Here is a 26,632-nt window from a genome sequence, read left to right on the forward strand (position 1 = left end):
AGTGCATTTATGACAATTACCGTTCACCGACACCTAGAGCCTTTTCTAATTGACGACTCATGTACGACATTAAATAGCAGAATGCAAAGAAGATAGTTGCGATAAACACAAATACTTCCATTTGTGTGCCTAAAAATTGCGGGTTGGCGATAATTTTCTTGCCCATCCCAAGTAAGTCTATTAAACCTATAATCCCTACTAATGAGGTGTCTTTAAAAAGTGCTATACATTGTCCAACCATAGCTGGTATAACAGTACGCAACGCTTGCGGCATAATAATGAATGTCATCATGAGAGTATGATTTAGTCCAAGCGCTTGAGCAGCTTCAAACTGACCGCGTGGTAGCGATTGAAGACCGCCGCGAATGTTTTCAGCAAAGTATGCGGCATTAAACAATGTAAAACCAATCATTGCCCTTGTGACGTTGTCTAGCTCAACATCATTGCCAAGAAAAAGTGGCAGCATGAGCTGAGAAATGAATAAAACTGTAATGAGAGGAATCCCACGAATGAGCTCGATGTATAAAATACTAAAATATTTCACAATAGGTAGCTTGCTACGGCGCCCTAATGCGAGCAATATTCCTAATGGAAAAGAAACAACAATAGAGACGAGAGCGATTAGCAATGTTAAAAGAAAACCGCCCCATAGATTTGAATTAACGGGCGAAAGAACGCCAAATCCTTTCAACAAAAACATTACAAATGGGAATAAAAGTACCCAAGCTACAATAGCTATTTTATTTAATTTTTCAAATTTGAGCCCTAAACCAAAACCAACGAATGTAATGGCAATGTTTGCAATTAGCCATAGTCTAGTGTCTCCTTGAATAAATGGCATAAGTGCAACAATCGCCATTGTAGCACTTACAAATAATGCAGGTAGCTTAGCTGTCCCTCGCCAAATCCCCCATGTTAGACCTAAAAGGAGGGTAGTATACGATAGCGATACCCACAATCGCCAAATATCTTCAACAGGAAACTGTCCGACCGCTAAAAGCTTGAAGTTTGCCGAAATTACAGCCCAATTTGCCTCAAATGCAATCCATACGAATGTGTTTGTCAAAATATAACCGCTTAACAATAAAGAGAAGATAGTTAATAGGGAATTGAACCAAGAACTAAATAGATTTATTTTTATCCATTGAAATAAATTGAATGCTTGCTTCGGTCTTTGTTTAGGAGCTTGCTTCGGTTTTTGATTGAATTGTAATTGTAAGTCTGACATCGCTATCACCTACCTTTCGACTAATTGGAATTTGCTGTTAAAAATATTCATGAAAATGGAAGTAATGATACTAAATGTTAAGTACACGATAACCATAATTAATATAAGTTCTATGGCACGTCCTGTTTGGTTAAGAATAGTACCACCTACACTAACTAAATCAGGATAGCCAACAGCAACAGCTAGACTTGAGTTTTTTATTAAATTCAAATATTGACTTGTTAAAGGTGGAATAATGATGCGTATTGCTTGTGGGAGAACGACAAATCGCATCGTCGTAGGACCTTTTAGACCGAGGGCTTTCGCAGCCTCCACTTGTCCCTTCGGAACCCCTTGTATCCCTGCGCGAACGACCTCTGCAATATAAGTTGAAGTATAAATGACCAAACCAATAAGGATTGCGGAGAATTCGGGACGAAGACGGTATCCACCAACAAACATTTTTCCATCTACGCTTGGTATCGTAATGTTAAATGGTCCTGTTCTTGTGATAAGTATGGCGATAATGCTTGCTATTATAAGACTTCCAATTGACCATAACAGTGGATACGTATTTTTGCCGGTTTCAATTCGCTTTGTTGTTTTTGATTTCCATAAAAATATTCCCCCTATAATACCAACAAGTAAAACTAGTCCCCAAATGAATGAGCCAGAGTTAGCTTCTAACCAAGGAATAGCCATACCACGGTTACTAAAATATATGGGACCAATATGAACCTGCTCTTCAATACGAGGAAGCTGAATAAAAACAGCAAAAAACCAAATTAATATTTGTACTAGTAAAGGTGTGTTCCTAAAGATTTCAGTATAAATGCCTGCTATTGTTCGTACAAGCCAGTTAGATGATAAGCGTGATATACCAACAATGAAACCTATTATTGTAGCAAGTATAATTCCAAAAATAGATACCTTTAATGTATTTGTTAAGCCGACAAGTAAGGCACGAACATAAGAGTCAGCGGGAGTATACGCAATGATGGTATCACCGATACCAAAGGAGGCAGCGTTTTTCAAAAAGGTAAACCCAAGTGTAATACCTATCTGTCTTAAACCTTCTAGAGCATTTGTTATGAAAAAAATAAATGCCAAGACAACGATAATGGCAAAAAGGGTTTGGAGTAGTATAGGAATGATTCGTTTATCTCGCCAAAATGGCGTAGACATAGTTTGATTCTTTCTCATTATACCGTCACCTCAAAATGATAGGCCTGCCTATACACATACACAAGCAGGCCTAATATTTTTGAAAATTTTAAGCAAAGCTGCTATCTAACGTTTATCTAAATGGAGGAGAATACATTAAACCGCCATTTGTGTATAAATCATTTAGACCGCGTTGTAAACTAAATGTGGAATTGGCACCAAGGTGACGTTCGAATATCTCACCATAATTACCAATCTCTTTAATAACTTTATAGGCAAAGTCGTTTGAAAGACCGAGCTGCTCTCCTAAATCTCCCTCCTTACCTAGGAAACGGCGAATGTTGGGATCATCGCTATTTAAGAATTCATCCACATTTTGCGAAGTAATGCCCCATTCTTCAGCTTGAATTGTTGCATATACAACCCAGCGCACAATATCTGCCCATTGATCATCACCAGCTATAACAGCAGGTGCAAGAGGCTCTTTTGATATTGTTTCGTCTAATATCACATGGTCATCAGGGGTTTGCATAATCGACTTACGAGCTACTAAACCAGATTTGTCTGTTGTAAAGGCGTCAACACTACCTTCTTCATAAGCTGCAACAGCAGCATCCTGTGCTTCAAACGTTACCGATTCGTAAGTAACGCCTAATTTACGTAGTTGATCAGCAAGGTTTAACTCTGTTGTTGTACCTGTTTCAACTGCAATACGTGCGCCTTGTAAATCTTTTAAACTATTTATTCCGCTATCTTTACGGACAATTATACCTTGCCCATCATAAAACGTAACAGGAGCAAAGTTTAACCCTACACCCGTGTCACGACTAGTGGTGACTGTTGTATTTCGCGTTAAAATATCTACTTCACCCGTTTGTACTGCTGTAAAACGTTCTTGGGCAGACAATGGGCGATATTCGACTGCGTTAGCATCACCTAGCACGGCGACAGCTACTGCCTTTGCGAAATCAACGTCAAATCCAGTGTAAGCCCCATCTGTTCCTATATAACCAAAACCTGGCAATTGTCCATTTACACCAGCAACTAAGGTCCCACGCTCTTTAACTTTATTAAGTAAAGATTGTTTTTCTTCAGCGGCAGTGTCTTCGCTGTTACTGCAACCAGCAAATACCATTACAAACAAGGTGAAAACAGTCAATAAAAGATACAATTTCCTCTTCAAATTCCTTCATCCCCTTTATGTAATAAAGTTGCAGCTTGTTGAATTTTATTCGCTTCTAATGGAATCTAGTGTATAAAATTCAAAAAGCTGGTAATTAAACTATAATATATTTTTTAGAATATTTCAATTATATGATTATTCTAAAAACATTTTCGCTTATAAGATGGTTATTTTGTCTTCTTTTTTTCGAGGTTGGTTAATATAGTAGGACTAACAGTAATTAAAGATGGATTATTGACGAAAGGAGAATAAACTTTGACATTTTTACCAGACGATATAACTTCTGTTGTCATAATTAGTGCAACGTTTCTAGTCTTACTTTATATAACGTTTCGAGCCATACGAACAAATCATGCTATATATACGTTTTTCTACAATGTAAGTCAGGACTTATCTAGGAGTCCTGAACAACATTCCTTCGTACAGGTTATTTTTAATAAATTCCAATCAGTAAAAAATAAAGATATTCATTTGCAAAGTTTTTTAGAAGAATATTTTGCAGAGTATCGTCTTGAAGCACATAAAGCGAAAGTGTTGCAGGAATTGAAGATGATTCAAATGTGGAGTTCTATTGCTATTTTAATAGGCGTATTGGGGACGTTCATTGGTTTAGTTGTATCTTTAAGTGGTATAGATACTGCCATGATGAATGATTCTATTACGAATGTGTTATCGGGTATTCATACAGCTTTCTACACAAGTATTGCAGGTATCATCTGTTCAATCTTTATTAATGTGCGCTCAAAATATGAAAATGCGGAACAAATGATGATTGAGGTTATGTTGAAGCTAGAGAATTACTTAAGGGAACAGGAACGAGAAACAACCGAAACTAGAATGGTTGAATCGATGGGAGATATGAAGCATGCCATTCTTGAATTAAATGAAACTTTTAAAAATACTAAAACATTTCACGAAAGCTTTGAACGTGCTACAGAGAAAATGCTTACTTTTAGCGATGCTTTTGGAAAGAATGCTGAGCAATTTCAAGTTATGTTTTCAAACATGAATAATGTAACAGATTCTTATAATGATCAAATGGTACGTTTAAGTCAGGATTTCTCAAGTCTATTTTCTTTTATGGAGAAACAGGAGACTGTTCAACAGCAGGCATTAAAAATTATGGATGAAACAAGTAATCATGTTGTTGGTTTTGTTGAAAAGCAGAGTACAATTGCAGATAATCAATATAAAGAATATAAACAACTATCAGTAACGTACCAATCTATTAGAGATGATATAACCGAGTCATTACAAGCTGCCAAAGTATTCTATGAAGCAAGCTTGCAAAAACAATCAGAAGTTTGGCAAAGCCAACAAGCTTTTGAGGAAAAAAATCATCAGTTGTTGAAGCAAGTAGAACAGGCAACATCTTCTATTAAACAAGTATTAGATACGACGTCATTCTCACACTTAACATCGTTTGCAAAGACATTCCAGATTAATATGGAACAGCTGCAAGAGAACTTTCGAGATATGATTGGGCAATTTGATCGAACAGAGCAGCTTCAAAAGCAGTATAAAGAGCTTTATGAGCAAGTTTTACAGCAAACTGAACAGCATACTATTCGCCAAACTCAGCAGCAGAAGGCGTTTTTGTCTCAAATTGACTCGGTTATAAATCATGCTAATGATATGCATGATTCATATAAAAAGACGTATCAGTTAATTACTAGCTTTGATACAGCATCTTCCATTTTAACGGATGAACTTAAAAAATTATTGGATCGAACAGAGAGGACGATGCAGGAGAATTTAATTTTCATGAAAGAACAGTCGGGTGAAGTTCAAACAGCATTGCGACAGTTCTTAAATAGATCAACTGACTTTACAGAAAAAATCATGATGTCAATTGATACGAAGCTTGACAGCACATTGTACGACAATTTAAATAAAATGACACGACAAGTAGAGGCAGTAGTAAATACTCTGGATTCAACTATGCAAAATTTTACTGATACAACTAAACAGGCTAGTGCTCAATCGAATAAGCTTTTGCAAACTTCACTTGAAGATTTATCGGATACTTTACGGGATTTATCTCGCTCACGAAGAGCGCAAATTCCAAATTCATAAAAAAGGATGAATCGTGTGAAACATAAATATTCTCGAATTATAAATCGTCAGCTTGATGAACAGGAATTTTGGCCGTCCTTTACAGATTTATTAACAACAATTCTCCTGGTCGTTTTATTGTTATTAATGGCGGTATTAGCTACTGAACAGGTTAAAGCAGAAAAGAGGGAGCAAGAACTAGCTGAAAAGGAAATGAAAATTCAAGATCAAGAAGAGTTAATTTCACTGTTAACCGGTGTCCGTCAAGACATAATTGAGGATCTTATTCTAGAATTTGAGAATGAGGCACTTGGCATAGATGTTGATAAAGAAACCGGTGCGATTAAATTTCGAAATGATTTGTTATTTGCAACGGCTAGTGATGAAATTCGTGGACCATTTAAACAAGAGTTAAGAAATTTTATACCAGAGTATTTCTCTATCGTATATGGTAAATACGGAGATCACATCGCAGATATAGTTGTAGAAGGTCACACAGATGATGTTGGTTCTTTTATGTATAATCTCGAATTATCGCAAAAGCGTGCATTCAGTGTTGTACGTTACATTCTGAGTGATGAATTTGGTGATTTTCCTTACAAAGAAGTGGTTCGTGATAATATTACGGCAAATGGGCGTTCTGAGAGTCAATTGAAATTCTTTGAATCAGGTGAAGTTGACCGCGATAATTCTAGACGAGTTGAATTTCATTTTCGTTTGAAAAATTATAGCGACTGGAATGAAATTGCAACGACTACAAAATAGTTTGCTAACAGACAATATATAGTTGTCTGTTTTCTTTATTTCGAAACCCCACTTTGTTAATGGGGATTATCAGTTATGTAATGACACTCTTCACTAGTTACACATATGTCTTGTTTTTTCGTTTTCATGCATATTGATTTAGTCTATACTCCTTTTACAGGAGTGTGTGACTGTATGTAAGCTCAAATGCGACACGTTGTCCTAACATACTGGCGTTATAGTTTATGTTTTATACGGATTCTTATCTCTAGATAAATGAATCACTGTTCATATATATGTCACATATACCGTGCGTAAAAAACTCAATTGGTGATATACTATAAGTGTAAAGGAAATTATTAGAAAAAGAGTTGAACAGCCGTGGAGGCTCAACCAATACGTGTTCGTTCCGAAAGTGAGAACGTTTGAAGCGTAGCATCTTATGTATGTCGTGCCTGCATTTTTCGTAAGTATCATACTTTGTATAGTAGCTTACATGCAGAAGCAAAATTCATACTAAAGAGGGGTCAGAGTCGTAACGACAAAGCCGAAATAGATATACAATTTTGTATATGTAATTAAGGAACAACACAATCAGCTATGAACATTTTTCCCTACAATTGAATGCTTTTAAAACAATGTAACTTAATTTTTAAGTTGCACAATGATCACCATTCAGATTATGGTGAATAAAAAATGATACGAATAGCTGATTAAATGGTTGGGTCTCCAGAGCTGTTCAATAAGAAGAGGTTACTTTTGAAACAAAAAGGTAGCTTCTTTTTTTTGTCAGAAATATTTGATGTTTACAACTGTTCTTGCGGTTGATTTTTATGCCGGCGAAATCTTGTAGGTATTTTGTTTGCGGTGGATTTATTGTATATCGTTGTAATTGAGAGGTAGTATAAAAGAAAAAAGTGCTGAAAATGTATGCAGCACTTTCACGTATAAAACTCCTCTTTGTTTCGATAAAAATCATAATACGTGTATTCAAATAGTGCAGGTAGAGCTTCTACATTTTTGGCTACTAATTCGTCTGTTTGAATGGAATAATCACCATGGGATGATGGTGTTTCTACGGTTTCCCAACGCCATGCATTCCCGGTAAACATAATCTCTTCTCCATCACCTAACTGTATCTCCAACAATGCGTTATTAAATTTAATAAAACCGCGATTCCCATTTGCGTGTAATTCGTAAATCAATTGATCCTTAGATATCTTCAAGTGAATCCCCCCCTCTTTTGATTTTTTGTTTAAAAAAGCGTGTATCATATTGTGTAACTATTATAGATTATGCCCAAGATATTTAATAATGATTAACATAATCGTAGGAATGTAGAGACGGTAAGAAATATTTGTTATTTGTTCTGCCCTCGTCTATTATAAGGTTTGTAGGATACTTAGGAGGAAAAGTACGTGTTACCGACAATTTTAAAATTAGCAATCAAGCTTGATGAAAATAATATTCCCTATTTTTTTTCGAAAGAAGCAGCATTAGTCATACAGAAAGTAGAGAACATACCGAATGATAAAATTAATATAGAGGTACAATGGGACTTATTTGAAAAAGCTTACGATGTATTTCATGGAGAAAGTATAGAAAAGTACAATATGTGTGCGTCATTTCATTTTTATGAGGATGATATTCTGACAGTTGTTTCATGTTCATATAATACAACAATACGTACAAACCCTTATCGAATCAATGTTTCATATGAGGATAGAAGTATTTGGGCATTGTCTTTATACGCATATTTATTTTACTCAAATGAATTAGCTGAGTATAGAGATCACATTGTGACTTCCTTAAAGAGAAAGCAGGATGTGATTACTAGAAAAAATGAGCGATCATGGAACCAAAATACATATGATGCTCTAGTAAATCGATTCGGGGAGCCAGATCAAGCTGTATCTAAAATATTAGAAAATCCAGAATGGAAGCTTCATCCTTTCTATAAATATATGCTACCAGTAGAAGGGAAAAACATATTACATTTATTGGGTTCAAACGGTCTAAAGGCTATTGCCTTGTCTTTGTTAGGTGCTAACGTGGAGGTTGTAGATTTTTCTCAAGAAAATAAAAAGTACGCAACGAAAGCAGCTGCCGCAGCCCAAACTCATATGACTTATATTCTTTCAGATGTCCTTTCATATCGAGCAGAGCAACAGTTTGATATTATTTTTATGGAGCTTGGGGTGTTACATTACTTTATATCAGTGGAAGCCCTTTTTTCGAAGGTTTATGAGTTATTAAATGAAGGTGGAAAATTTATTTTACATGAATTTCACCCTATTTCTACAAAGTTAATTACGTCAAAAGGAAAGAAACATAAAGTAACAGGTAATTATTTTGAACCTATTATTTTTGAAGAACAAGTTGCGTTCACGAAGCACTTAAGTGATGTTAATGATATACAAGTTGTTCTCCAACGTAAGTGGACGCTGGGCGAAATTATTACGGCAGCAGCAACTGTTGGCTTAAGAATTGATGTCCTAGAAGAAGAGCCAAATCATAAGGTGGATGATATAGGGCTTCCTAAAACTTTCACACTTGTTGCTAAAAAGTAGATTCCATTTCAATTATTGAATTGTTATCATAATAATAGAAGAATTATGTACGTATAGAAATATATGGTGAAGGGTTGGGATTATTTGAGTAAAGTTAGAATTATTACCGACAGTGCTAGTGATTTACCTCATGAGTTTGCAACAAATAATAATTTAACCATATTACCTTTAGGGGTTCATTTGGACGAAAAACAGTTTGAAGATGGTGTGACTATCAAACCAAAGGCTGTTTATGAAGCTATGAGAGCGGGTAAAGTACCAACAACGTCACAGGTCTCACCGCAAGTTTTTGAAGATATATTTACAGATAGTGCAAAACGAGAAGAATCGGTTGTTTATATAGCTTTTTCTTCAGAACTTTCAGGTACATATCAAACTGCTGTTATGATGGCAAATCAAGTAAAAGAAGAGTATCCAAATAGCCAGATTCACATTATCAATACTAAATGCGCATCATTAGGTGAAGGTCTTGTTGCACGTAAAGCCGCTGAGCTTGCTAAAAATGGTGCGACAGTTGAGGAGATTATCCAAGCCGTTGAATTCACAAGCAAGCACATGGAGCATATTTTTACAGTTGATAATCTCGAATATTTAGCACGTGGAGGACGTGTTAGTAAGACGGCTGCATTTGTTGGCGGTCTACTAAATATAAAGCCGCTGCTAAATGTAGAAGATGGAAAGTTAGTACCTTTTGAAAAAGTACGTGGAAAGAAAAAACTTTATACACGTATTATTGAAATTATGAAAGAGCGTGGTGTGCAGTTAGATAAGCAAGTTATTGCCATTAGTCATGGAGATGATTTAGAATCTGCTGAAGACATGAAGCGCATGATTCAAGAAGAATTTAACCCAAGCGAAGTGTTTATAAATATGATTGGTGCTTCGATAGGGGCGCACGCAGGCCCAGGAACGATAGCCATATTCTTTTTAAACAAAATAGATTAATATGAAAAGTGTGCTATCAAAGTTAGATAGCACACTTTTTAGCGCGAAAGAAAGATAATTTTCTTAACCTAGATTAGTTTTTAGCTCCAGCGCCTAGTTCCTCGAAGACTTAAGCTGGTCGGGGCTAAGCAAAGCGCTTGCGTTTTGCTTATTAGGTAATTTATTACTGAGCTTTAGTTATTTAGTATCGACTTTTCCGAATAATCCACCACCGCCTGATTTTAAACTTAGTTCTCCGTTTCTTGCCATCATTATGTAGCGTACTATTTTTTCTGGTAAAACTGTTAACAGCTGTTCTTCAGTCGCTTTGTGAAGAACTGCCATTTCTGTCTTGAAGTGTGATTTTAGCTTTTCAAGTGTTTTTGGTCCAATCCCTGGAATAAATTGCAGGGGGACTTGGTGAACGTATGGTGGTCTGTTAATTGATGTACTAGTAGTAGCTAATTGTCTGATTCTATCCTCGACACCTGTAACTGTTTTTTCGCTGCCGCATTTAGTACAACTTGTTGTGTTAGGCATCCAAACCGTTTGACATTGTCGACATGCAGTTTTGTGATACTTTCCAAGTAAAGGATCAAGTCCATAATTTTTAAGAATAATACGTCCATTTTGTTGCTTTAAGGCTTGCTGAAATTCAAAAAACGTAGGGTTTTTAAGTGCAATTGTTTGATACTCACGGCCAATCTTCTTAAGCGAATGGGCATCAGAATTAGATAAGAATGTGTATGGATGAAGCTCGGCAATTTGGTCTGCCATCTTTGTATTTGAACTTAATCCAAGTTCTATTGCGTCAATCATGTTAGGGTCAAATACTTCCTTTAATGTGTAATTCACGCCGCTTCCATATAAGCTTTTAAATGGTGTGAAAACATGTGCAGGAATGAAAAGACCATTTAACTCTTTGACTACATTTTGTAATTCACGCCCTGTTGTATAGACACGTTGTGAGCTAAGCGTAACGTTTGTTACATGATGGGACAGCCAGCTTGAGAATTTCTCCATGTTGCTTAAGAATGGGAAGAAGACTAAGACATGTATAGGGCCGAGACTAGTTTGATCATTTATTTCCAGTTCTGAACCTAACAGTAAAGTTGTGTTCTTAAAATGAATGCCACCAGCTGTATCTTCGTAACAGTTTCCGTTTGTAAGTAACGTCTTTAAGTGTGAGATTACTTCAGGAACGTGGCAGTCAATTACGCCTATTATATCAATACCTTTTTCTTCACTAGCAGTCAAAAGAATATTTTCTATAGTTAAATCCTTTGATGCCGTAATTTTAACGGGCTTTCCAGATTCTGTACGTCCTATATGTATGTGTAAGTCAGCATAGTAAGTATTCATTTTATCACCCATTTCATATTACAGAAAAAGCCTCGCGAATGCAAAAGCATCCGCAAGGCTAGAACATGCATTAATCAATAAATTGACTGTCAATAAGGTTTGTGAAATCAGGCTTTTCCTTTAAGAAATTTAGTTCATAAGAAGAATTTCCAAATTCTTGAATCGCTTGCTTATCTAATGCATATGTGAAGCCAATACGTTCCCAAGCACGTTCAACAACAGATGGCTTTAACTCCTGATTTGTAACTGCTTTAATATCTTTAATTGTTATTGCTTTTGCTTCTTCAGGATTAGACTCAATAAACTCAACTGCTTGCTTGTGAGCATCAACGATACTTTGTACAAGTGCGGTATTATTTTCTACAAGGTCTCCTGTTGCAACTAGAACTGCAGCCGGTAAAGTAGTTCCCCATGATACTTCATCGTAACCGATCACTTCAATAGCACCTACCTCTTCTTCTAGCACAGATGCCCAAGGTTCAGGTGCAGCTGCGATGTCAACCTTACCTGTTTGAAATAAAGCCGCGTATTGCGATGGGTTTCCAGTTTGATGCTTCATGGTTCCACCAATACGTTCTGAAGTAAGACCAACTTCTGATAAATATGTTTCTAGTTGAACATCGTGAGTACAGCCTACACGTGGTGTAATAAACGTTTTACCAGAAAAATCTTGAATAGTTGAAATTCCAGCGTCCTTACGTGCCATAATAACAGTTCCACCAGTTGATGCACCAGCAATAACTTTAACATCTGCACCTGAAGTATAGTTATTCATGGCAGGTCCAGGACCAACAAGACCAGCTTGAATCTCACCAGTAACAAGAGCTGTCATAAATGAGGAACCATCAGGGAAGGTTTTATACTCAACAGTTAATCCATCAAGTTTTTCTTCGAAAAATCCTTTTTCTTTTGCTACCATCGCAGGTACATGATTAATATTTGGAAAATAACCAATTACAATCTTCTCTGGTGTAGCACTGCTGTTTTTATTAGATGCACAACCCGCTAAAACTCCTACTAGTAGGATTGCAGAAGCTACTAACATTACTAATTTTTTCATTTTTTTCTCTCCCTTTTTCAGTTAAATTTTATAAACCCCATCTCTGTTTAACAGAGTTTTCAATCCGTTGGAATATGAGTTGGTCCATAATAGAACCGATAACACCAATAATAATGATGACACCAATGACAACTGCCATTCGGTTAAAATCAGCTGCATAACGTAGAGTGTAGCCAAGACCGGGACCTGTACTTAGTAATTCACCAGCCATCAGTGCGCGCCAGCTAAAAGCCCAAGCTAATCTGGCACCTGTAACAACGTAAGGAGTTGAGGCAGGTAGCATTACTCTAAAAAATAATGCAATGCCCGTTACGCCCATCGTTTGAGCAGCACGAATATAAATAGGTGATACATTGCTTATCCCAGCACGCATATTTAAAGTCATTACTAGTGTTCCACCTAAAACCACAATAAAGATAATCGCAGATTCATTGAAACCTATCCAAAGCATAGCCAATGGCAACCAAACGATACTCGGTACGCTTTGCAAGGCTAGAACTATTGTTCCTAGTGTATCATCAGCAGTTTTTGATTTTGCAAGTAAAATACCTAATCCTGTACCGATAAGTAAGGCTATTGATAGTCCGATAACTAAGCGTCTAAAACTAGCTATAAGATCATACAACAATGTTTTATCAGCGAATCCTTGATACAGAGCAACAAAAACATCACTTGGAGGCGGTAAAAGAATTTTTTCCCAAAGAAGACCAGAACCAACTTGCCAAAAAATTAGAATAACAGAAAAGAAGATTATGCGTTTAAGAGCCACTGACATAAGCTAATTCCTCCTTAGCTACTTTATCAATTTCGCTAGCAAGATAGCTCATGATTGTTTCTTCAATCTCAATAATGTCTTGCTTGTGAGCCGAGCGAGGGCGTGGGATGTCTACCGTGATATCTGCTAAGATTGTTCCGGGTCTTGTGCCCATCACAATAATCCTGTCTGATAGTTTAATTGATTCGGTAATACTATGAGTTACAAATAATATTGTCTTTTTTGTTTCTAACCAAATTTTTTCTAATTGTTCATGTAGCAAAGAGCGAGTCTGTTCATCTAGTGCTCCAAATGGTTCATCCATTAATAATACTTCTGGATTCATAGCAAGAGCTCGAGCAATAGCAACACGTTGCTGCATACCACCAGAAATCTCGTGAGGATAATGGTCAGGATACTTAGATAATTGGACCATTTGTATATATTTCATCGCAATTTCTCGAGCTTGCTTTTTATTCATGCTTTTACGTAAAGGAAACATGACGTTTTCTACCACATTTAACCACGGAAATAGAGCAGCTTGTTGAAATACCATTCCACGATCATTTCCAGGCTTTGTTACTTCTTTATTGTTCACAGATATAGAGCCACTTGTGACTTTATTTAAGCCAGCAACCATGGATAAAAGTGTTGACTTTCCACATCCAGACGGACCTAAAATTGAAATGAATTCGCCTTTATCGGCTGATAGATTAATGTCTTTCAAGATTGTATTGTCATTACCGGATTTATCGGGATACGATTTATTTACATGATGGATATTTATAAACATTAAATCACCTAATTCGCATTTATTTAATCGGATTTAAATTTCGCTTGATGTTTATTATATAATGAATTGGCTTAATGTCAAGTAAACATATTGGAAATAGTTAAAATGTTATAGAGATGTTTATTCGTTCTTGCATAAGATCATGATAATAAGAGCGTTTCTGACATACAGATTGTATTCATTTAAAAGTATAAAAAGCAAAAACCATGCTAGTGAAGAATCACGTAGCATGGTTTTAAGATTATCGTTTCATTTGTGTAATACTTAGTTTGTTTCGAACGAAATACTAAAGTACTAATTCTAAAAAATTTTTGTGTAGGTACTGTAATATCCTTAGTTAGCAATGTATTGGTGGAATCCTTTTAATTCTAAATGGGAAAAAACACTAGTAATCTTTTCCTTTTCAAAAGCTATTAGACATTCATGTAAATCACAGGAAACAGGAACATCTGTTGAAATGGTAGCTAGTTTACGGGATAAATGAAGCATCTCTAAATCGTTTTCTATTTTAGTACGCTGTCCTTTAGTAAGTTGACTTAAATTTTCAAGAATACCTTCAATAGATTCATATTGCTGAAGAAGCTTTAACGCGGTTTTTTCACCAATGCCCTTAACACCAGGGTAGTTGTCACTGCTGTCGCCCATCATTGCTTTAAGGTCGATAAATTGTGTGGGAGTGATGCCCTTTTCTTCAATAAATTTATCAGCGTCATAAGTATCGTAATTACCAAAGCCTTTTTGAAGAAGAGCTACTGAGATGTTTGGTTGTAATAATTGAAGTATATCTTTATCACCAGTTATAATAACAACTTCTGCTGTTTCAGAGAATTGCTTAGAGAGCGTACCGATGCAATCATCTGCTTCATATCCTGCCAGTCCGACGTTAGGAATATTAAATGATGCCGTAACATCCTTCACTAATTCAAACTGAGGGATAAGCTCCACAGGTGGTTCAGACCGGTTAGCTTTATAATCCGTGAACATTTCTGTACGGAAGGTTTTACTGCCCATGTCCCAGCAACATATAATATGAGTAGGGGAGAATTGCTCTTTAGCAGCTAGTAAATGCTTTGTAAATCCATGAATCCCGTTTGTCGGAATGCCCTTACTATTTATCATATAATATCCACTTACCGCTGTTGCATAGAAAGCCCGAAAAAGTAAAGCCATTCCATCAATTAACAGTACACGAGGTTGTGTCATATCAAAAATCCCCCTAAAAAAATACTTTGTATATTTTCATATCAAGTTCGCACATATTGAAATAATACTATACCACAGATAGTCAAAAGTCGCTATTGCTCTTAGATTCCATGAAATGGAAGTTGAAAACACCCATATTTATGCATATCCCGTATGGTAGAGAGGGAGAAAACATGAAATAACATAGCTTTTCGAGAAGCAATTAACAAACTAATTATCTTCATATGTCTGCGTTTAAAAGCAATATTATATGTTTTGCACCTGATTTAGCACAACAAATAACAGGGCTGAGTAGATTTATGCGTGGGTGTTATTGCGGCTTTCTATTTAAATAATTAAAATAATATTGTCCAGTTTTATACAGCAGATGAAAGGTATGATAAATTACTTTCAGATAGTTCACAGTTGACTTTTACTGGGCAACAAAGGACTTCATGACCAGCTGATTTTGTGACATGATACCATTAGAATAATAAGATAAAATATCATTTATTTAGAAGGAATGTGATTTATTAATTATGATCGGATATAGTGCGAAAACGAAATTGATCATTGTTGAAGGTATACCTGGCTCTGGAAAAAGCACATTGTCCCAATCTATACATGGCACTTTACATAAACATAAAATAAAATCAGAACTATTTTTAGAAGGAGATTTACACCATCCTGCTGATTTTGAATCAGTTGCATGTATGTCTAGGCAACAATTTGATAAGCTTCAAGCGGATTATTCTGACGTGTTTCATTTCATTGAGCCTTTTGTAACCTTCGTTGGAAACGATGTAATGATTGCGTATGAGCTAGCTAATCAATCGAGCATGGGTGAAATTCCGACTCGTTTGTATGAGGAATTGAAGCAATATGAGATTTACGATGGTGTATCAATAGAGAAGTATTGTGAATTACTAAATACGAGATGGAAGACTTTCTCAGAAAGTCAAAAAGAAAAAGAGAATATTATGATTTTTGAGTGTTGCTTTTTTCAAAATCCAGGATGTGCTTTACTTGCCCGACATGACGCAGGTGACGAACGATTTATGCAACATGTACTTCAACTCTCACAGAATATTCAAGACTTAAACCCTATTTTGATATATTTAAAGCAAAGTAATGTGCGAGAAACGATTGAACGAGTTAGAACAAAAAGGTCAAAAGAATGGTTAGATTTCGTGATTTGGTATCATACTCAACAAGACTATGGCAAGAAAAGAGGGCTTAGAGGTTTTGAAGGATATCTTGAATTTCTCGAACATCGGCGTGAACTAGAATTACGTATTATAGAGCAACTCCCTATTCAAACATATATTATAGAGAATTCCAATTATGATTGGGAGAATCAACAACAAATCGTTTCGGATATTTTGATGAAGTGCCTATAAGAAATGTACTTGTTCGGTGCTAGACCCCTTGCTTGGATAAAGTTTCAAAAAGAGTTAAGTCTATCATTGTTTCCTGAGGTATAATTGAGAATATTATGGTGACAAGAAAACAGAATGAGTAACACAGGAAAGGAATGTTACTTTCATTTTGCTATGGGAGGTACTTATGAAAACTCACTATTATTTAGGTTGGTTTGAAAATTTTTTCCCGGATAATATAGGAAGGGCTTTACAGGAGGATATAACTGATAGAAAATCACTTGTTATGATTAGCGCGAATCCATCTTTTTATGAAGAGGATGGTGCTACTGAACGATCATGGCTTGACCAGGCCGGCATTATGTTTGATGAATATCATTTAATTAACTATCGCATACAGAAGGAAGCTGCCAAAACGTTAATTCAAAATGCTTCAGTTATTTTCTTGTTGGGTGGACAGACTCTTGAACAAAATAGTTTTTTGATGGAATATGAAATGTCGGATTTGATTAAAAAAAGCAGAGCCGTTGTGATGGGAGCAAGCGCTGGTGCTATAAACATGTCCGCAAAATGGTTATGCTCGAAAAACTTTGGAGATAAAGTAGAAAAAAGCTCTGTCTACGACGGAATCGGCCTTGACGATTTTTCCGTCTTATCTCATTATGATCTTGAAAATAACATTGAGCTTGTTCAAAGCGAACTGTCTCCCTTATCGGAAGAAATGAATATTTATGCGTCAAACAAAGATTGCGCTGTTCGTATAAAGGAAGACAAAATCGACATTTTTGGCAATGTATATTTAATTTCCCGCTCAAAGATTCAGAAATTGGTTGAGACGCTCTAGTTGAGGTATGGATTAATTGTGTTAATTTCTTTATGCAAAGTTTCTAGGAAAAATCTAAGCGAAATTTGATTGTTTCTTCGTTATCCAAAATGCATAGATGTGGAGAACGGTCTTCAGCAAACGGGGGCGCGCGTTGAACAAAAGTTGGCTTTATAGCTGTATCAATTGTTGCACAGTACAAGAAAACTGGTCAATAAGTTTTTGAGTTTAATATAAGAGAAGAATTAATTTTGACCAAAGAAAAGAGCCGTGATATTTGGCGTGAAATCGACGGCTTTTTTCTTTATAAATTCAATTGTTAATTCAAGTGCTAATTTGCATTTTCGCGCCTTAACCGAACGTGTTAATTTATTCAATGGGATGTTTTTGCAATGAATTTAAACTATCGCTTAAATAAATCTATCAAAAAACTCCATGATAGATTGATATACTTTAATTTCATTTTCTTTTTTCGAGAAGCCATGGCCTTCATCATCAAACACAATGTATTCAACTTCACTACCTTTTTCTCGAAGTGCTTCAACGATTTGATCAGATTCTTCTTTGACAACACGCGGGTCTTTTGCACCTTGGATGACTAGCATTGGTTTTGTCATGCCATCTAGATATGTGATTGGTGAGTATTCAATTAGTTTTTCTTTATCTCTTATAGGATCCCCCACCCATTGCGCCATGGCCGGCTTCCAATGCTCTGGAACAGAGTTAATAAACGAGAATAAATCACTTGGACCGAATATATCCACAACTGCTTTAAAATAATCAGCGTGTCGTCCATGTAATAGGAGAGCCATGTAGCCACCGTAGCTACCACCCATTAATAGGATTTTATCTCTGTCGACATACCCCTTCTTAATTAAATATTCTAGTCCTTCAATATTGTCTAGACGAGGACCGTGACCCCAGTCACCTTCAACCATCTTTTTAAATGCTAAACCGTAGCCATCAGAACCGCGGAAGTTAGGAGCAAAAATACTATATCCACGATTAATTAAAAATTGAAACATAGCACGAAAAGACTTTCGTTCAGCTGCTTGTGGTCCACCGTGTGGCCATAAAATAACATGCCCGTTACTTACATCTTCTTTTGCTTTGAAAAATAACGCTTCAATTTTTAGTCCATCGAAAGAAGGATATTGTAATACATCAGGCTCACATAAGTCGGATTCTTGTACACCTGGTACCCCATAATTAGTAAGTGCTTGCCATTCAGAGTTGTCCTTCTGCATTCTAAATATATTAAAGGGCTTTGTAGCAGAGCGTCCAAGTATATAAATTGCACCTGATTTTGCGATTTTCAGTTGTTCAATAGAAGCAAGAGGGGTGTCAATTTTTATATACTCATTGGTAGTAACATCAAAACGATATAGAATATCTTCAACACCTTTACACGCTACAATGTATAAAATATTTTCATCTTTTGTATACTTTAGCATTGTTATATCTTCAGTGTTTAGGTCAAGAACTTTTTCAAATGAATCTTGTTCTATATTATAACGGGCTAAATATGAGAAGTCTGCCTCGAAGTTAGTAGTAAAATAAACCATGTTGTTTGAAGTAAATACAATATCCCCTACAGTAAATTGCTTATCTGATGGAGGAGTTAAAGACTTAATTGTATCACCACATTTTATAAATGCAGGCATATATGTGTTCGCAAAATGTTGCAAAAAGGCTAAGGATTGACCATCAGCACTTGCAGCAACTAAATATGTGGCACCCTTATCTCCAACATGAATTAAAGCTTCTTCATCGGCCTCTACATCATATTTATATGTATTTAAGTACATCCCATTTTCTTTTGTTGATGTGTAATATAAATAACGTCCGTCTTCTGAGAAAAACGGATTCATATGTCTTTGTCCTTCTGCTATTCGTAAAGGCTCTAAAGGTCCGCCACTCGTTGGAACAGCATAAAGTTGAGAATTCTCATCACCATCTTGGTCAAACCCTGCCACTATGTAACGATTTTGTTTGTCATAAAAAACACTTTGACAGCTTTGGTCGTTAAAAGTTAAGGGATACGGGAATTGATTCGGTAAATCCATTGCCCAAAGATTATATTTACCACTTATATTCGTGCTAAATACTAATTGTGACTCGTCTTGATTTACTGCAAATTGTTGTATACCGAACGTACGGAAAAATTGCGTTACTTCAGGTTTTCTAAATGTCACCATATAGATACCTCCTTATTAGACTATTTTTATAATACTATGTTTTCTGAATTTATTGAAGGGGTAATTCGATATTCGAAATATTAATAATAACATTAGGGAATGAGATTGTACGTATTTTAGTGTCCGGTGAAAGAGATTGTGATTGCATGATATTTGTAAAAAGCTACTTATCATTTTAAAAATTTTTTTATATTTTTTTGCTTTGAGGCCGTCCTTTTATTTATGGATTTTATGTATATATGCTTTTAATGTGTACACAATACTATAATGTCGGTAGGACATATTTATTTTGGGCTATAGCCAAGCGGTAAGGCAACGGACTTTGACTCCGTCATGCGTTGGTTCGAATCCAGCTAGCCCAGTAAAAAAGGGAAGAGCTATCTACAAATATGTGGATAGCTCTTTCCTTTTATTTATAATTGGAGATATATCTTGCAATAAGTTTCATGATAATTTAGTATTTTAGAAAAATATACAAAAGGGAGAGTTTAGTGTGTCTAAAATTAGAGTTGGTATTATAGGAACGGGATTTGGTGCGAAGGTTCATGCGCCTATTTTAAAAGAATTTAGTGAAAAGTTTGATGTTGTAGCCATTGCAAGTGTAGCACGAGGAGATGTGAATAAAGCTCGTGAAGACTCTGGTGTTGAAAAGGTATATACGGATTGGCGAACTATGTTAGCGAATGAAATTCTGGATCTAGTTATTGTAGCATCGGCGCCTTATTTACATCATGATATGGTAGTGGAAGCCTTTAAAAGGGGATGCCATGTTTTATGTGAAAAACCAATGTCATTTAACAGTGAACAAGCAAAAGCTATGATACAAGCAAGAGATGAAGCGAATAAGCTCGGATTTATCACGTTTGAATATCGACATTTGCCAGCACGTAGAAAAGTAAGACAAATAATGAAGGAAGGAGTTCTTGGAGAAGTTTTACATGTGAAGTACAATGCAGCGTTCCCTGCTTATCAACGTCTTATAACTCAGCCTTCAGGATGGTTAGGTCAAAAAGAATTTGCAGGAGGAATGCTTGGGGCTGTAGGTTCTCACATGATAGATTCCCTTTTATGGTGGCTAGAGGATGACGTTGTTGAACTAACAGCCAACCTTCATACGCATGTGAAAGAATTGAAAGTAGATGATGATGAAATAGAGAAACGTACTGCAGATGATTCATTTCAATTATTGACAACATTCACTAAAGGAGCAACAAGTGTAATCGACGTACAATTCGCTTTACGTCATGCTCGTCATCAATGGTATTTAGAAATCTATGGCACAGAAGGGTCACTTGTTTTAGAGAATGATAACAAAGTGTTGCTTGCTCTTAAAGATACACCTCTAGAAGAGGTAATGCTAGAAACTGAAAGAAAAATTCCTAATCATTTATCTGATGTAGCGAAAAGATACTACCCTGCATATGCACCGTTTGCAGAAAGTTTATACAGTGCAATTCAAAATAATGCATACATAAATGAATATTTGCCTACTTTTGAAGACGGGGAAAAAGTTCAAAATTTGATTGATGCAAGTCATGTTTCATCTGATACGGGGAAACGTCAATATTTATAGTAAAGCTGTAAGCTATCCTCTGATTTTGAAGGGTAGCTTTTTTAAACGGAAAGTAAAGCATTAGTTTTTTAGCTAGATTAGTGTCCGGCTCTAGCGCCTGGCCAGTTTTTCATTTATGAATAATCTTCCTTGAGTATGTTGTGAAAAGCATGATATGAAATATGATGCTTTTCACAGCTAGAGGTCTTAGCCGTCCCGCTCTCGAGGGAAGCTTCTTCCTGCGGGGGGACGTCTTAAGTTGGTAGGAGCTAAGCAAAGGCGCTTGCGCTTTTCTTATACAATAAAACTTGACGTATATGTAGGTTAGTTTTGTGTCCCTTTATACTGAGTTGGCTATATAAAGGTAGTGAAAGGAGGGAGACAAGATGATTGAAAGTCAAGTCATGGACTCGCAGTTACGATTAGTTTATGTTGTGGGAGTTACAGAAAGTGGCGATCCTGTTTTAAAAAGTAAAAATTACAACAATGTAAAAACGGATGCCTTGGCCGAAGATTTATTTTCAGTCGCTCAAGCCATTGCAAGCTTACAACAGTATGACGTTGACCACGTAGAACGAAACAACACAAGATTTTTGTACAGTATTTAATGGTTAGATAGATAGACTAGAAAGGAGGTGCTAAACTTGGCTAAAACACTAGAGTTGCATTTTCTAAATGAAGATGGGAAAACTACGAAGCTAACGATTGATAATCCGATTGAACCTATGGATGTATTAGCTATTGATGCGGCGATGGACAGCATTCTTACGGCTAATGTATTTATTTCGACTGGTGGTGAATATGTATCCAAAAAAGGTGCTCGCCTAATAGAGCGCAATGTGTCTGACATCGAATTACCATAATGTTTGGTGCTAGGTGCTTATAATTGTAGTGCCTAGCATTTTATTTATAGATAATAGAATGTGTTTTTAGTTCTAATACATAATGAACCATTCAGATGAAGAAGTGCTCTTGCTCGGTGAGGAGATTGAGTATGAAGATACAAACAAGAAATCTCCGTAACTATTAAAGAGTCTTTCTCGCAGTGTGGTGGTTTGGGGGCGTTTGGAATTAGCGCAACAATCTACTGCAGTTTGGTTTTTTTCGAAGGAGGTGGATATAATGGAGCAATGGGTAACACTAATAAGTGAGGTAGGATTTCCGATAATAGTAACACTATATTTGCTGCATCGGATAGAGGCAAAGCTTGAGGTGCTTATTCAGTCAATCCAAGCCCTACCTGCTAGAATTGAGCAATTAGGTAATAAATAAAAAAACCCTCACGCATTTGCGTGAGGGTTCATGCATGAGTTGTAAACTAAGGGTACAGTCTAACTCTAGTACCCAACGACTTTAGTGTACGTCCTTCTCACGCTCCGCACTAATAAAAAAACACAGAATACAGTATTTGTGTTTATGTTAAGTCACAAAGTGGATTATTTCTGGCTTTGACTTTTTGTGTTAACATCTGAAAAATTAGTCCAATAATACAAGTTAGTTTTTTTATCATTATTAACTATAGACTCAATATATATAGGTGATTTATCTAAAAAGGGATATGCTTGAAATAATTTTGTATCTGCTTGACGAATTAAAAATAATAATGGGAAATATTGAGTTTTCGCTTGATTTATATTTTTATCTTTTGTAAGTACATGATAATATAAACCTTTGTCATCATACTTCCAATACCCGATTATACGTATGGGCTGTTGAAAGGCTTCAACATTAAATGTTCTATTAATAAATATATCAACAGATTGATCTTCTTCTTTTATAACATGAATACGTGGCATGACGGGAAATGACAAGTCAATGCTATCTCCGAGTGAAAGATTTATATTAGGTAAATTCATACATAAAACTCCTTTGTTTTTACCATCGTATGTGAGTACAAGGAGCCTTGTGATAGCTTTAAAAGTTTCTGTTCACAAAAAAGTCATTGAAAACGGTTAAAATTTATTGTATTATTCAAATAGTCAACCGAAAACGTTTTGGAGGATGTCATGACAACTATTAAAGACATTGCTAAAATAGCTGGTGTGTCTATAACTACTGTCTCGAGAGCACTTAATGGATACTCTGACGTAAATGAGGGCACACGAAAAAAAATAATGGATGTAGCAAAACAACTAAATTATAGTCCTAACACGCTTGCCCGTAGTTTAGTAATGAATAAATCTAAAACAATAGGGTTACTTGTTTCTGGCTGGAAACGATCATCTGCAAAAGATAATTTTACATTTGAAGTACTATCAGGTATCAATGACTATATAGGCACGACTGATTATGATATTGTTCTATTTAGCACAGACTCAACAAAACAGAGGGAAAAGACCTATTCACAGTTATGTCGTGAACGCCGAGTTGATGGTGTTATTCTTCAAGGAATCAAACTAGATGATCCATATCTTGAAGAGGTAGTAGAAAGTGACATTCCTTGTGTTCTGATAGATATTCCGATAAAAAGTTCTTCTGTAGGTTTTGTCACCACTGATAATGTTATTGGTGCATATAGTGCTGTAAACTATCTTATTGGGTTAGGACATAAGAATATTGCTATGGTTAATGGGCATGAACTAGCTTTTGTTAGTCAAAAGCGTTTACAAGGATATATGGATGCTCATAGAGAAGCCAATTTGCCGATTCGAACCTCTTGGATTTTAGATGGAGAGTTTGATGAGGAAAGAGCTGAAACAGTTGCATTTGAATTATTGTCTTCTAACAAAGAAATAACAGCGGTGTTTTGTGCAAGTGACTTAATGGCATTGGGTGTTTTAAAGGCCACTGAAAAGCTTGGAATTCAAGTGCCGACAGATTTATCGATATTAGGATACGACGATATTATACTAGCTAGCTATGTAAAGCCCGCACTAACAACAGTTAAACAGGATATATTTCAAATGGGATTTGAGGCTGCCAAAATGATTGTACAGATGCTGGATGGTACTCAAGGTCCTAAAGTTGTAACATTGCCAACCGAAATAATAAAAAGAAATAGTTGTGCTGTCAAAAGCTGATTATTTTTTTTAGTAAAATTCGAAACGTTTCGGAAAAATAGTGGGATTTGTGAATTTCTGCGAGGGATTCTATATTTTATTTTAACGTTTCCGGGGATTTATAAAGATTTTTTAAATTATTATTCAAAATTACAGTACATTATTGGTCGTTTTTGAGGTGTTTCTCCCGAAACGTTTAGGTAACATGAGGTTTTGGGCACCATACAAAATGCAGGATTGTTGATGTAAAAGGAGCGATAAAAGTTGTTGAAATATGATGTGGGAACCGGGGAATATAAAGACTGGATTGTTTCTGAAGTTGAATTTGATCCAAATTTTCAAGGGAAAGCTGAAGCGATCATGTCTTTAGGAAATGGGTATATGGGATTAAGGTCATCTACGGAAGAATCATACTTAGGTCAAGTACGAGGATTGTTTATTGCAGGAACCTTCAACCAGTTTGACGAGTATGAAGTCACTGAGCTACCCAACGCTGCCGATTTAGTAGAAATGAATATTACTATTAATGAAGAAAAATTTTCTCTTGAAAAAGGCAGAGTAACGAATTATAGACGAGATTTAAATTTAAAAAACGCTGAACTTGTAAGAAGTTTTACTTGGGAGAACAGTCAAGGAGAAAAGTTCGAATTTATTTTTCGCCGTTTTGTTTCATTAAATAATATTCATTTAATAGCTGCGAAGGTTGAGATAAAGCCTATAAACAACAATGCAACAATTAAAATTGGTTCTGGTATAAATGGTCAAACAACGAATACTGGTACGCAGCACTTTCACGAAGGTGAAAAACGTATTTTTGATAAAAAATACATTCAAATGCTAAGCAAAACAACAGAGTCGAAAATAGATTTTGTTTATAACACTGTGCACAATGCCTTTATTAACGGGAATGAATTGACTTTCGATCCACGTATGGTAATGGATCGAAGAAAAGTATTTATTGAAGGTACTTTTTCAGTCTCGACAGGTGAGACACTAACGTTTGAAAAACTATCAAATATTTATTCAAGTCGCGACAAAAAGTATAGCCATGAAAACTATTCTCTTGATACTCTTCGTGAGGATTCTCTTTTAAACCTTAAATCAGAAGCGACTAAGGGATATGATGTTTTGTTCTCAGAGAGTGTAACTGCATGGGCGGAAAAATGGAGAGACATGGCTATTACAATTGATAGCAAGCATGATTTTGATCAATTAGCAATTCGTTTTGCACATTATCATCTGATTCTCATGACACCAGCCCATGACAATCGCTTTGGAATAGCTGCAAAAGGATTAACAGGTGAAGGATATAAAGGCCATTCCTTCTGGGATACAGAAATCTTCATTTTACCATTCTTAAGCTACACATATCCTGTAATAGCTCGTAGATTACTAGAATACCGCTACAATACAATTGCTGGAGCTCGTAAAAAAGCAGAAGTAAACGGTTATGAAGGTGCTATGTACCCATGGGAGTCAGCCTTTACTGGTGATGAAGTAACACCTGTTTGGGGAGCTGTGGACATCGTTACTGGTAAGGCTACAAAGATTTGGTCCGGCTTTATTGAACAACATATTACGGCTGATATTTCATTCGCGTTGTGGCAATATTATCAACTTACGGGAGATCAAGAGTTTATGGATCGTTTCGGATATGAAATGTTATTTGATACTGCAACGTTCTGGGCTAGTCGTCTTGAGTGGAATGAGGAAAAAGGCTATTACGGTATAAACAATGTAATAGGTCCTGACGAGTATAAAGAGCATGTTAGTAACAATGCCTTCACAAATTATATGGCACATTGGAACATTGAACTGGCCATCGAGTATTATAACGAGTTGACTTCAGAACGTCCTGAGCTTTGGGCATCCTTAAATAAAAAACTTAATCTGGAAGAGGCATTTAGTAAGTGGACAACTAAGATTAGGAAAATATATTTGCCTGAACCTCGAGAAGAAGATTTAGTAATACCACAGGATGACACTTATTTGACTAAGAAAACTATTGATCTAACAAAATACAAAAATCAAAACCATGTGGGCTCAATTTTTGAAGATTACAATTTAGAACAAGTGAACGATATTCAAGTATCAAAACAAGCTGACATCATGGTGTTATTCTATTTGCTTGAAAATAAATTTTCTAAAGATGTTAAGCGTGCTAACTGGAATTATTATGAGCCAAAAACTTTACATGATTCTTCTTTGAGTTTATCTACACATAGTGTATTAGCATCAGATATGGATGATCCAGAGCTTGCTTACAGTCTGTTTGAACGAGCTGCACGAATTGATTTAGGACCAAATATGAAATCATCTGATCATGGTATGCATACAGCATCTATCGGAGGTGTGTGGCAATGCGTAGTGAATGGTTTTGGTGGAGTTCGTATGCTGGATGGAAAGCTTCGAATTGATTCAAAATTACCAAAGCAGTGGAACAAGCTTAAGTTCCCGATTAACTGGAAGGGTGACCGTTTAGAAGTAACGGTTACGCCATCTACTATTATTGTAAAAAACGTATCGCAAAAGAATACACAAGTTGAATTCGAAGCGCATGGTAAGCAGTACACACTTAGTGATGAATTAACTATTCAATACTAGTTTTAGGTCGTAAAGGGGGCTTGTCCCCCTTTTAGATAAATTTAATATATTAAGCCTAATAGAAAGGGGTCTATGTGAC

General features: G+C 35.9%; 23 protein-coding genes and 1 tRNA gene. 13 read left to right on the forward strand and 11 right to left on the reverse strand.

The genetic code is table 11. The features are described 5' to 3' along the window. Positions 1-16: 16 nt before the first annotated feature. The 3 genes from EJF36_RS07925 to EJF36_RS07935 all read right to left on the reverse strand — a co-directional run bounded on the left by EJF36_RS07925 (position 17) and on the right by EJF36_RS07935 (position 3,554). Positions 17-1,228, reverse strand: a complete 1,212-nt coding sequence (locus EJF36_RS07925; protein ID WP_125905797.1) for an amino acid ABC transporter permease — start codon at positions 1,226-1,228, stop codon at positions 17-19. Positions 1,229-1,237: 9 nt separating this feature from the next. Continuing rightward, complete coding sequence (locus EJF36_RS07930; protein WP_125905798.1) at positions 1,238-2,410, reverse strand: amino acid ABC transporter permease; 1,173 nt, start codon at positions 2,408-2,410, stop codon at positions 1,238-1,240. Between the two features lie 94 nt (positions 2,411-2,504). Beyond that, complete coding sequence (locus EJF36_RS07935; RefSeq protein WP_260471851.1) at positions 2,505-3,554, reverse strand: amino acid ABC transporter substrate-binding protein; 1,050 nt, start codon at positions 3,552-3,554, stop codon at positions 2,505-2,507. 255 nt (positions 3,555-3,809) lie between these two features. Between EJF36_RS07935 and EJF36_RS07940 the strand changes: the two genes are divergently transcribed. Then, on the forward strand, positions 3,810-5,630 hold the full coding sequence (locus tag EJF36_RS07940) for a MotA/TolQ/ExbB proton channel family protein (RefSeq protein WP_125905799.1): 1,821 nt from the start codon (positions 3,810-3,812) through the stop codon (positions 5,628-5,630). Positions 5,631-5,645: 15 nt separating this feature from the next. Continuing rightward, complete coding sequence (locus EJF36_RS07945) at positions 5,646-6,374, forward strand: OmpA family protein (RefSeq protein WP_185806856.1); 729 nt, start codon at positions 5,646-5,648, stop codon at positions 6,372-6,374. A 920-nt stretch (positions 6,375-7,294) separates the two neighbouring features. Here EJF36_RS07945 and EJF36_RS07950 read toward each other — a convergent pair. Then, positions 7,295-7,579, reverse strand: a complete 285-nt coding sequence (locus EJF36_RS07950) for a hypothetical protein (protein ID WP_125905801.1) — start codon at positions 7,577-7,579, stop codon at positions 7,295-7,297. 192 nt (positions 7,580-7,771) lie between these two features. Between EJF36_RS07950 and EJF36_RS07955 the strand changes: the two genes are divergently transcribed. Together EJF36_RS07955 and EJF36_RS07960 are read left to right on the forward strand one after the other, a co-directional pair. Next, a complete protein-coding gene (locus tag EJF36_RS07955) occupies positions 7,772-8,923 on the forward strand; it encodes a class I SAM-dependent methyltransferase (protein ID WP_260471852.1) in 1,152 nt (383 codons plus the stop codon). Positions 8,924-9,007: 84 nt separating this feature from the next. Further along, a complete protein-coding gene (locus EJF36_RS07960) occupies positions 9,008-9,868 on the forward strand; it encodes a DegV family protein (RefSeq protein ID WP_260471853.1) in 861 nt (286 codons plus the stop codon). Between the two features lie 177 nt (positions 9,869-10,045). On the opposite strand, the gene EJF36_RS07965 is transcribed toward EJF36_RS07960, so the two are convergent. The 5 genes from EJF36_RS07965 to EJF36_RS07985 all read right to left on the reverse strand — a co-directional run bounded on the left by EJF36_RS07965 (position 10,046) and on the right by EJF36_RS07985 (position 15,019). Further along, positions 10,046-11,209 (reverse strand): endonuclease Q family protein, encoded by a 1,164-nt coding sequence (locus EJF36_RS07965; RefSeq protein WP_125905803.1) that lies wholly within the window; start codon positions 11,207-11,209, stop codon positions 10,046-10,048. A gap of 70 nt (positions 11,210-11,279) precedes the next feature. After that, positions 11,280-12,269: an aliphatic sulfonate ABC transporter substrate-binding protein gene (locus EJF36_RS07970; protein WP_125905804.1), complete on the reverse strand. Its 990-nt coding sequence runs from the start codon at positions 12,267-12,269 to the stop codon at positions 11,280-11,282. Positions 12,270-12,297: 28 nt separating this feature from the next. Then, the gene (locus EJF36_RS07975) at positions 12,298-13,044 is read right to left on the reverse strand and encodes an ABC transporter permease (RefSeq protein ID WP_125905805.1); all 747 of its coding nucleotides are present in this window, start codon (positions 13,042-13,044) and stop codon (positions 12,298-12,300) included. Next, positions 13,028-13,816 (reverse strand): ABC transporter ATP-binding protein, encoded by a 789-nt coding sequence (locus EJF36_RS07980; protein ID WP_125905806.1) that lies wholly within the window; start codon positions 13,814-13,816, stop codon positions 13,028-13,030. The genes EJF36_RS07975 and EJF36_RS07980 overlap by 17 nt, the downstream gene beginning before the upstream one ends. A 333-nt stretch (positions 13,817-14,149) precedes the next feature. Beyond that, positions 14,150-15,019, reverse strand: coding sequence for a 5'-3' exonuclease (locus EJF36_RS07985; protein ID WP_125905807.1), 870 nt, complete (start codon positions 15,017-15,019; stop codon positions 14,150-14,152). A 518-nt stretch (positions 15,020-15,537) separates the two neighbouring features. Between EJF36_RS07985 and EJF36_RS07990 the strand changes: the two genes are divergently transcribed. Both EJF36_RS07990 and EJF36_RS07995 read left to right on the forward strand, forming a co-directional pair. Next, positions 15,538-16,398 (forward strand): P-loop NTPase family protein, encoded by an 861-nt coding sequence (locus tag EJF36_RS07990; protein ID WP_125905808.1) that lies wholly within the window; start codon positions 15,538-15,540, stop codon positions 16,396-16,398. Between the two features lie 166 nt (positions 16,399-16,564). After that, positions 16,565-17,221: a Type 1 glutamine amidotransferase-like domain-containing protein gene (locus tag EJF36_RS07995; RefSeq protein ID WP_125905809.1), complete on the forward strand. Its 657-nt coding sequence runs from the start codon at positions 16,565-16,567 to the stop codon at positions 17,219-17,221. Positions 17,222-17,610: 389 nt separating this feature from the next. Here the strand turns inward: EJF36_RS07995 and EJF36_RS08000 are convergent, their stop codons facing one another. Next, the gene (locus EJF36_RS08000; protein ID WP_125905810.1) at positions 17,611-19,398 is read right to left on the reverse strand and encodes a S9 family peptidase; all 1,788 of its coding nucleotides are present in this window, start codon (positions 19,396-19,398) and stop codon (positions 17,611-17,613) included. A 290-nt stretch (positions 19,399-19,688) separates the two neighbouring features. On the opposite strand from EJF36_RS08000, the gene EJF36_RS08005 reads away from it, so the two are divergent. The 5 genes from EJF36_RS08005 (at position 19,689) to EJF36_RS08025 (ending at position 22,222) form a co-directional block, all read left to right on the forward strand. Beyond that, a tRNA-Gln gene (locus EJF36_RS08005) sits at positions 19,689-19,760 on the forward strand. A 131-nt stretch (positions 19,761-19,891) separates the two neighbouring features. Continuing rightward, positions 19,892-20,971, forward strand: a complete 1,080-nt coding sequence (locus EJF36_RS08010) for a Gfo/Idh/MocA family protein (RefSeq protein WP_125905811.1) — start codon at positions 19,892-19,894, stop codon at positions 20,969-20,971. A gap of 365 nt (positions 20,972-21,336) precedes the next feature. After that, on the forward strand, positions 21,337-21,558 hold the full coding sequence (locus tag EJF36_RS08015) for a DUF1659 domain-containing protein (RefSeq protein WP_185806857.1): 222 nt from the start codon (positions 21,337-21,339) through the stop codon (positions 21,556-21,558). Positions 21,559-21,585: 27 nt separating this feature from the next. Continuing rightward, the gene (locus tag EJF36_RS08020) at positions 21,586-21,813 is read left to right on the forward strand and encodes a DUF2922 domain-containing protein (protein WP_312028257.1); all 228 of its coding nucleotides are present in this window, start codon (positions 21,586-21,588) and stop codon (positions 21,811-21,813) included. A 259-nt stretch (positions 21,814-22,072) separates the two neighbouring features. Then, positions 22,073-22,222, forward strand: a complete 150-nt coding sequence (locus EJF36_RS08025) for a YvrJ family protein (protein WP_125905813.1) — start codon at positions 22,073-22,075, stop codon at positions 22,220-22,222. A gap of 164 nt (positions 22,223-22,386) precedes the next feature. Here the strand turns inward: EJF36_RS08025 and EJF36_RS08030 are convergent, their stop codons facing one another. Continuing rightward, complete coding sequence (locus EJF36_RS08030; protein WP_125905814.1) at positions 22,387-22,806, reverse strand: hypothetical protein; 420 nt, start codon at positions 22,804-22,806, stop codon at positions 22,387-22,389. A gap of 150 nt (positions 22,807-22,956) precedes the next feature. On the opposite strand from EJF36_RS08030, the gene EJF36_RS08035 reads away from it, so the two are divergent. Continuing rightward, the gene (locus EJF36_RS08035; RefSeq protein ID WP_125905815.1) at positions 22,957-23,970 is read left to right on the forward strand and encodes a LacI family DNA-binding transcriptional regulator; all 1,014 of its coding nucleotides are present in this window, start codon (positions 22,957-22,959) and stop codon (positions 23,968-23,970) included. Between the two features lie 243 nt (positions 23,971-24,213). Beyond that, the gene (locus EJF36_RS08040) at positions 24,214-26,553 is read left to right on the forward strand and encodes a glycoside hydrolase family 65 protein (RefSeq protein ID WP_125905816.1); all 2,340 of its coding nucleotides are present in this window, start codon (positions 24,214-24,216) and stop codon (positions 26,551-26,553) included. Positions 26,554-26,632 lie beyond the last annotated feature (79 nt).

The organism is Bacillus sp. HMF5848, from assembly GCF_003944835.1.
Lineage (GTDB): Bacteria > Bacillota > Bacilli > Bacillales > HMF5848 > HMF5848.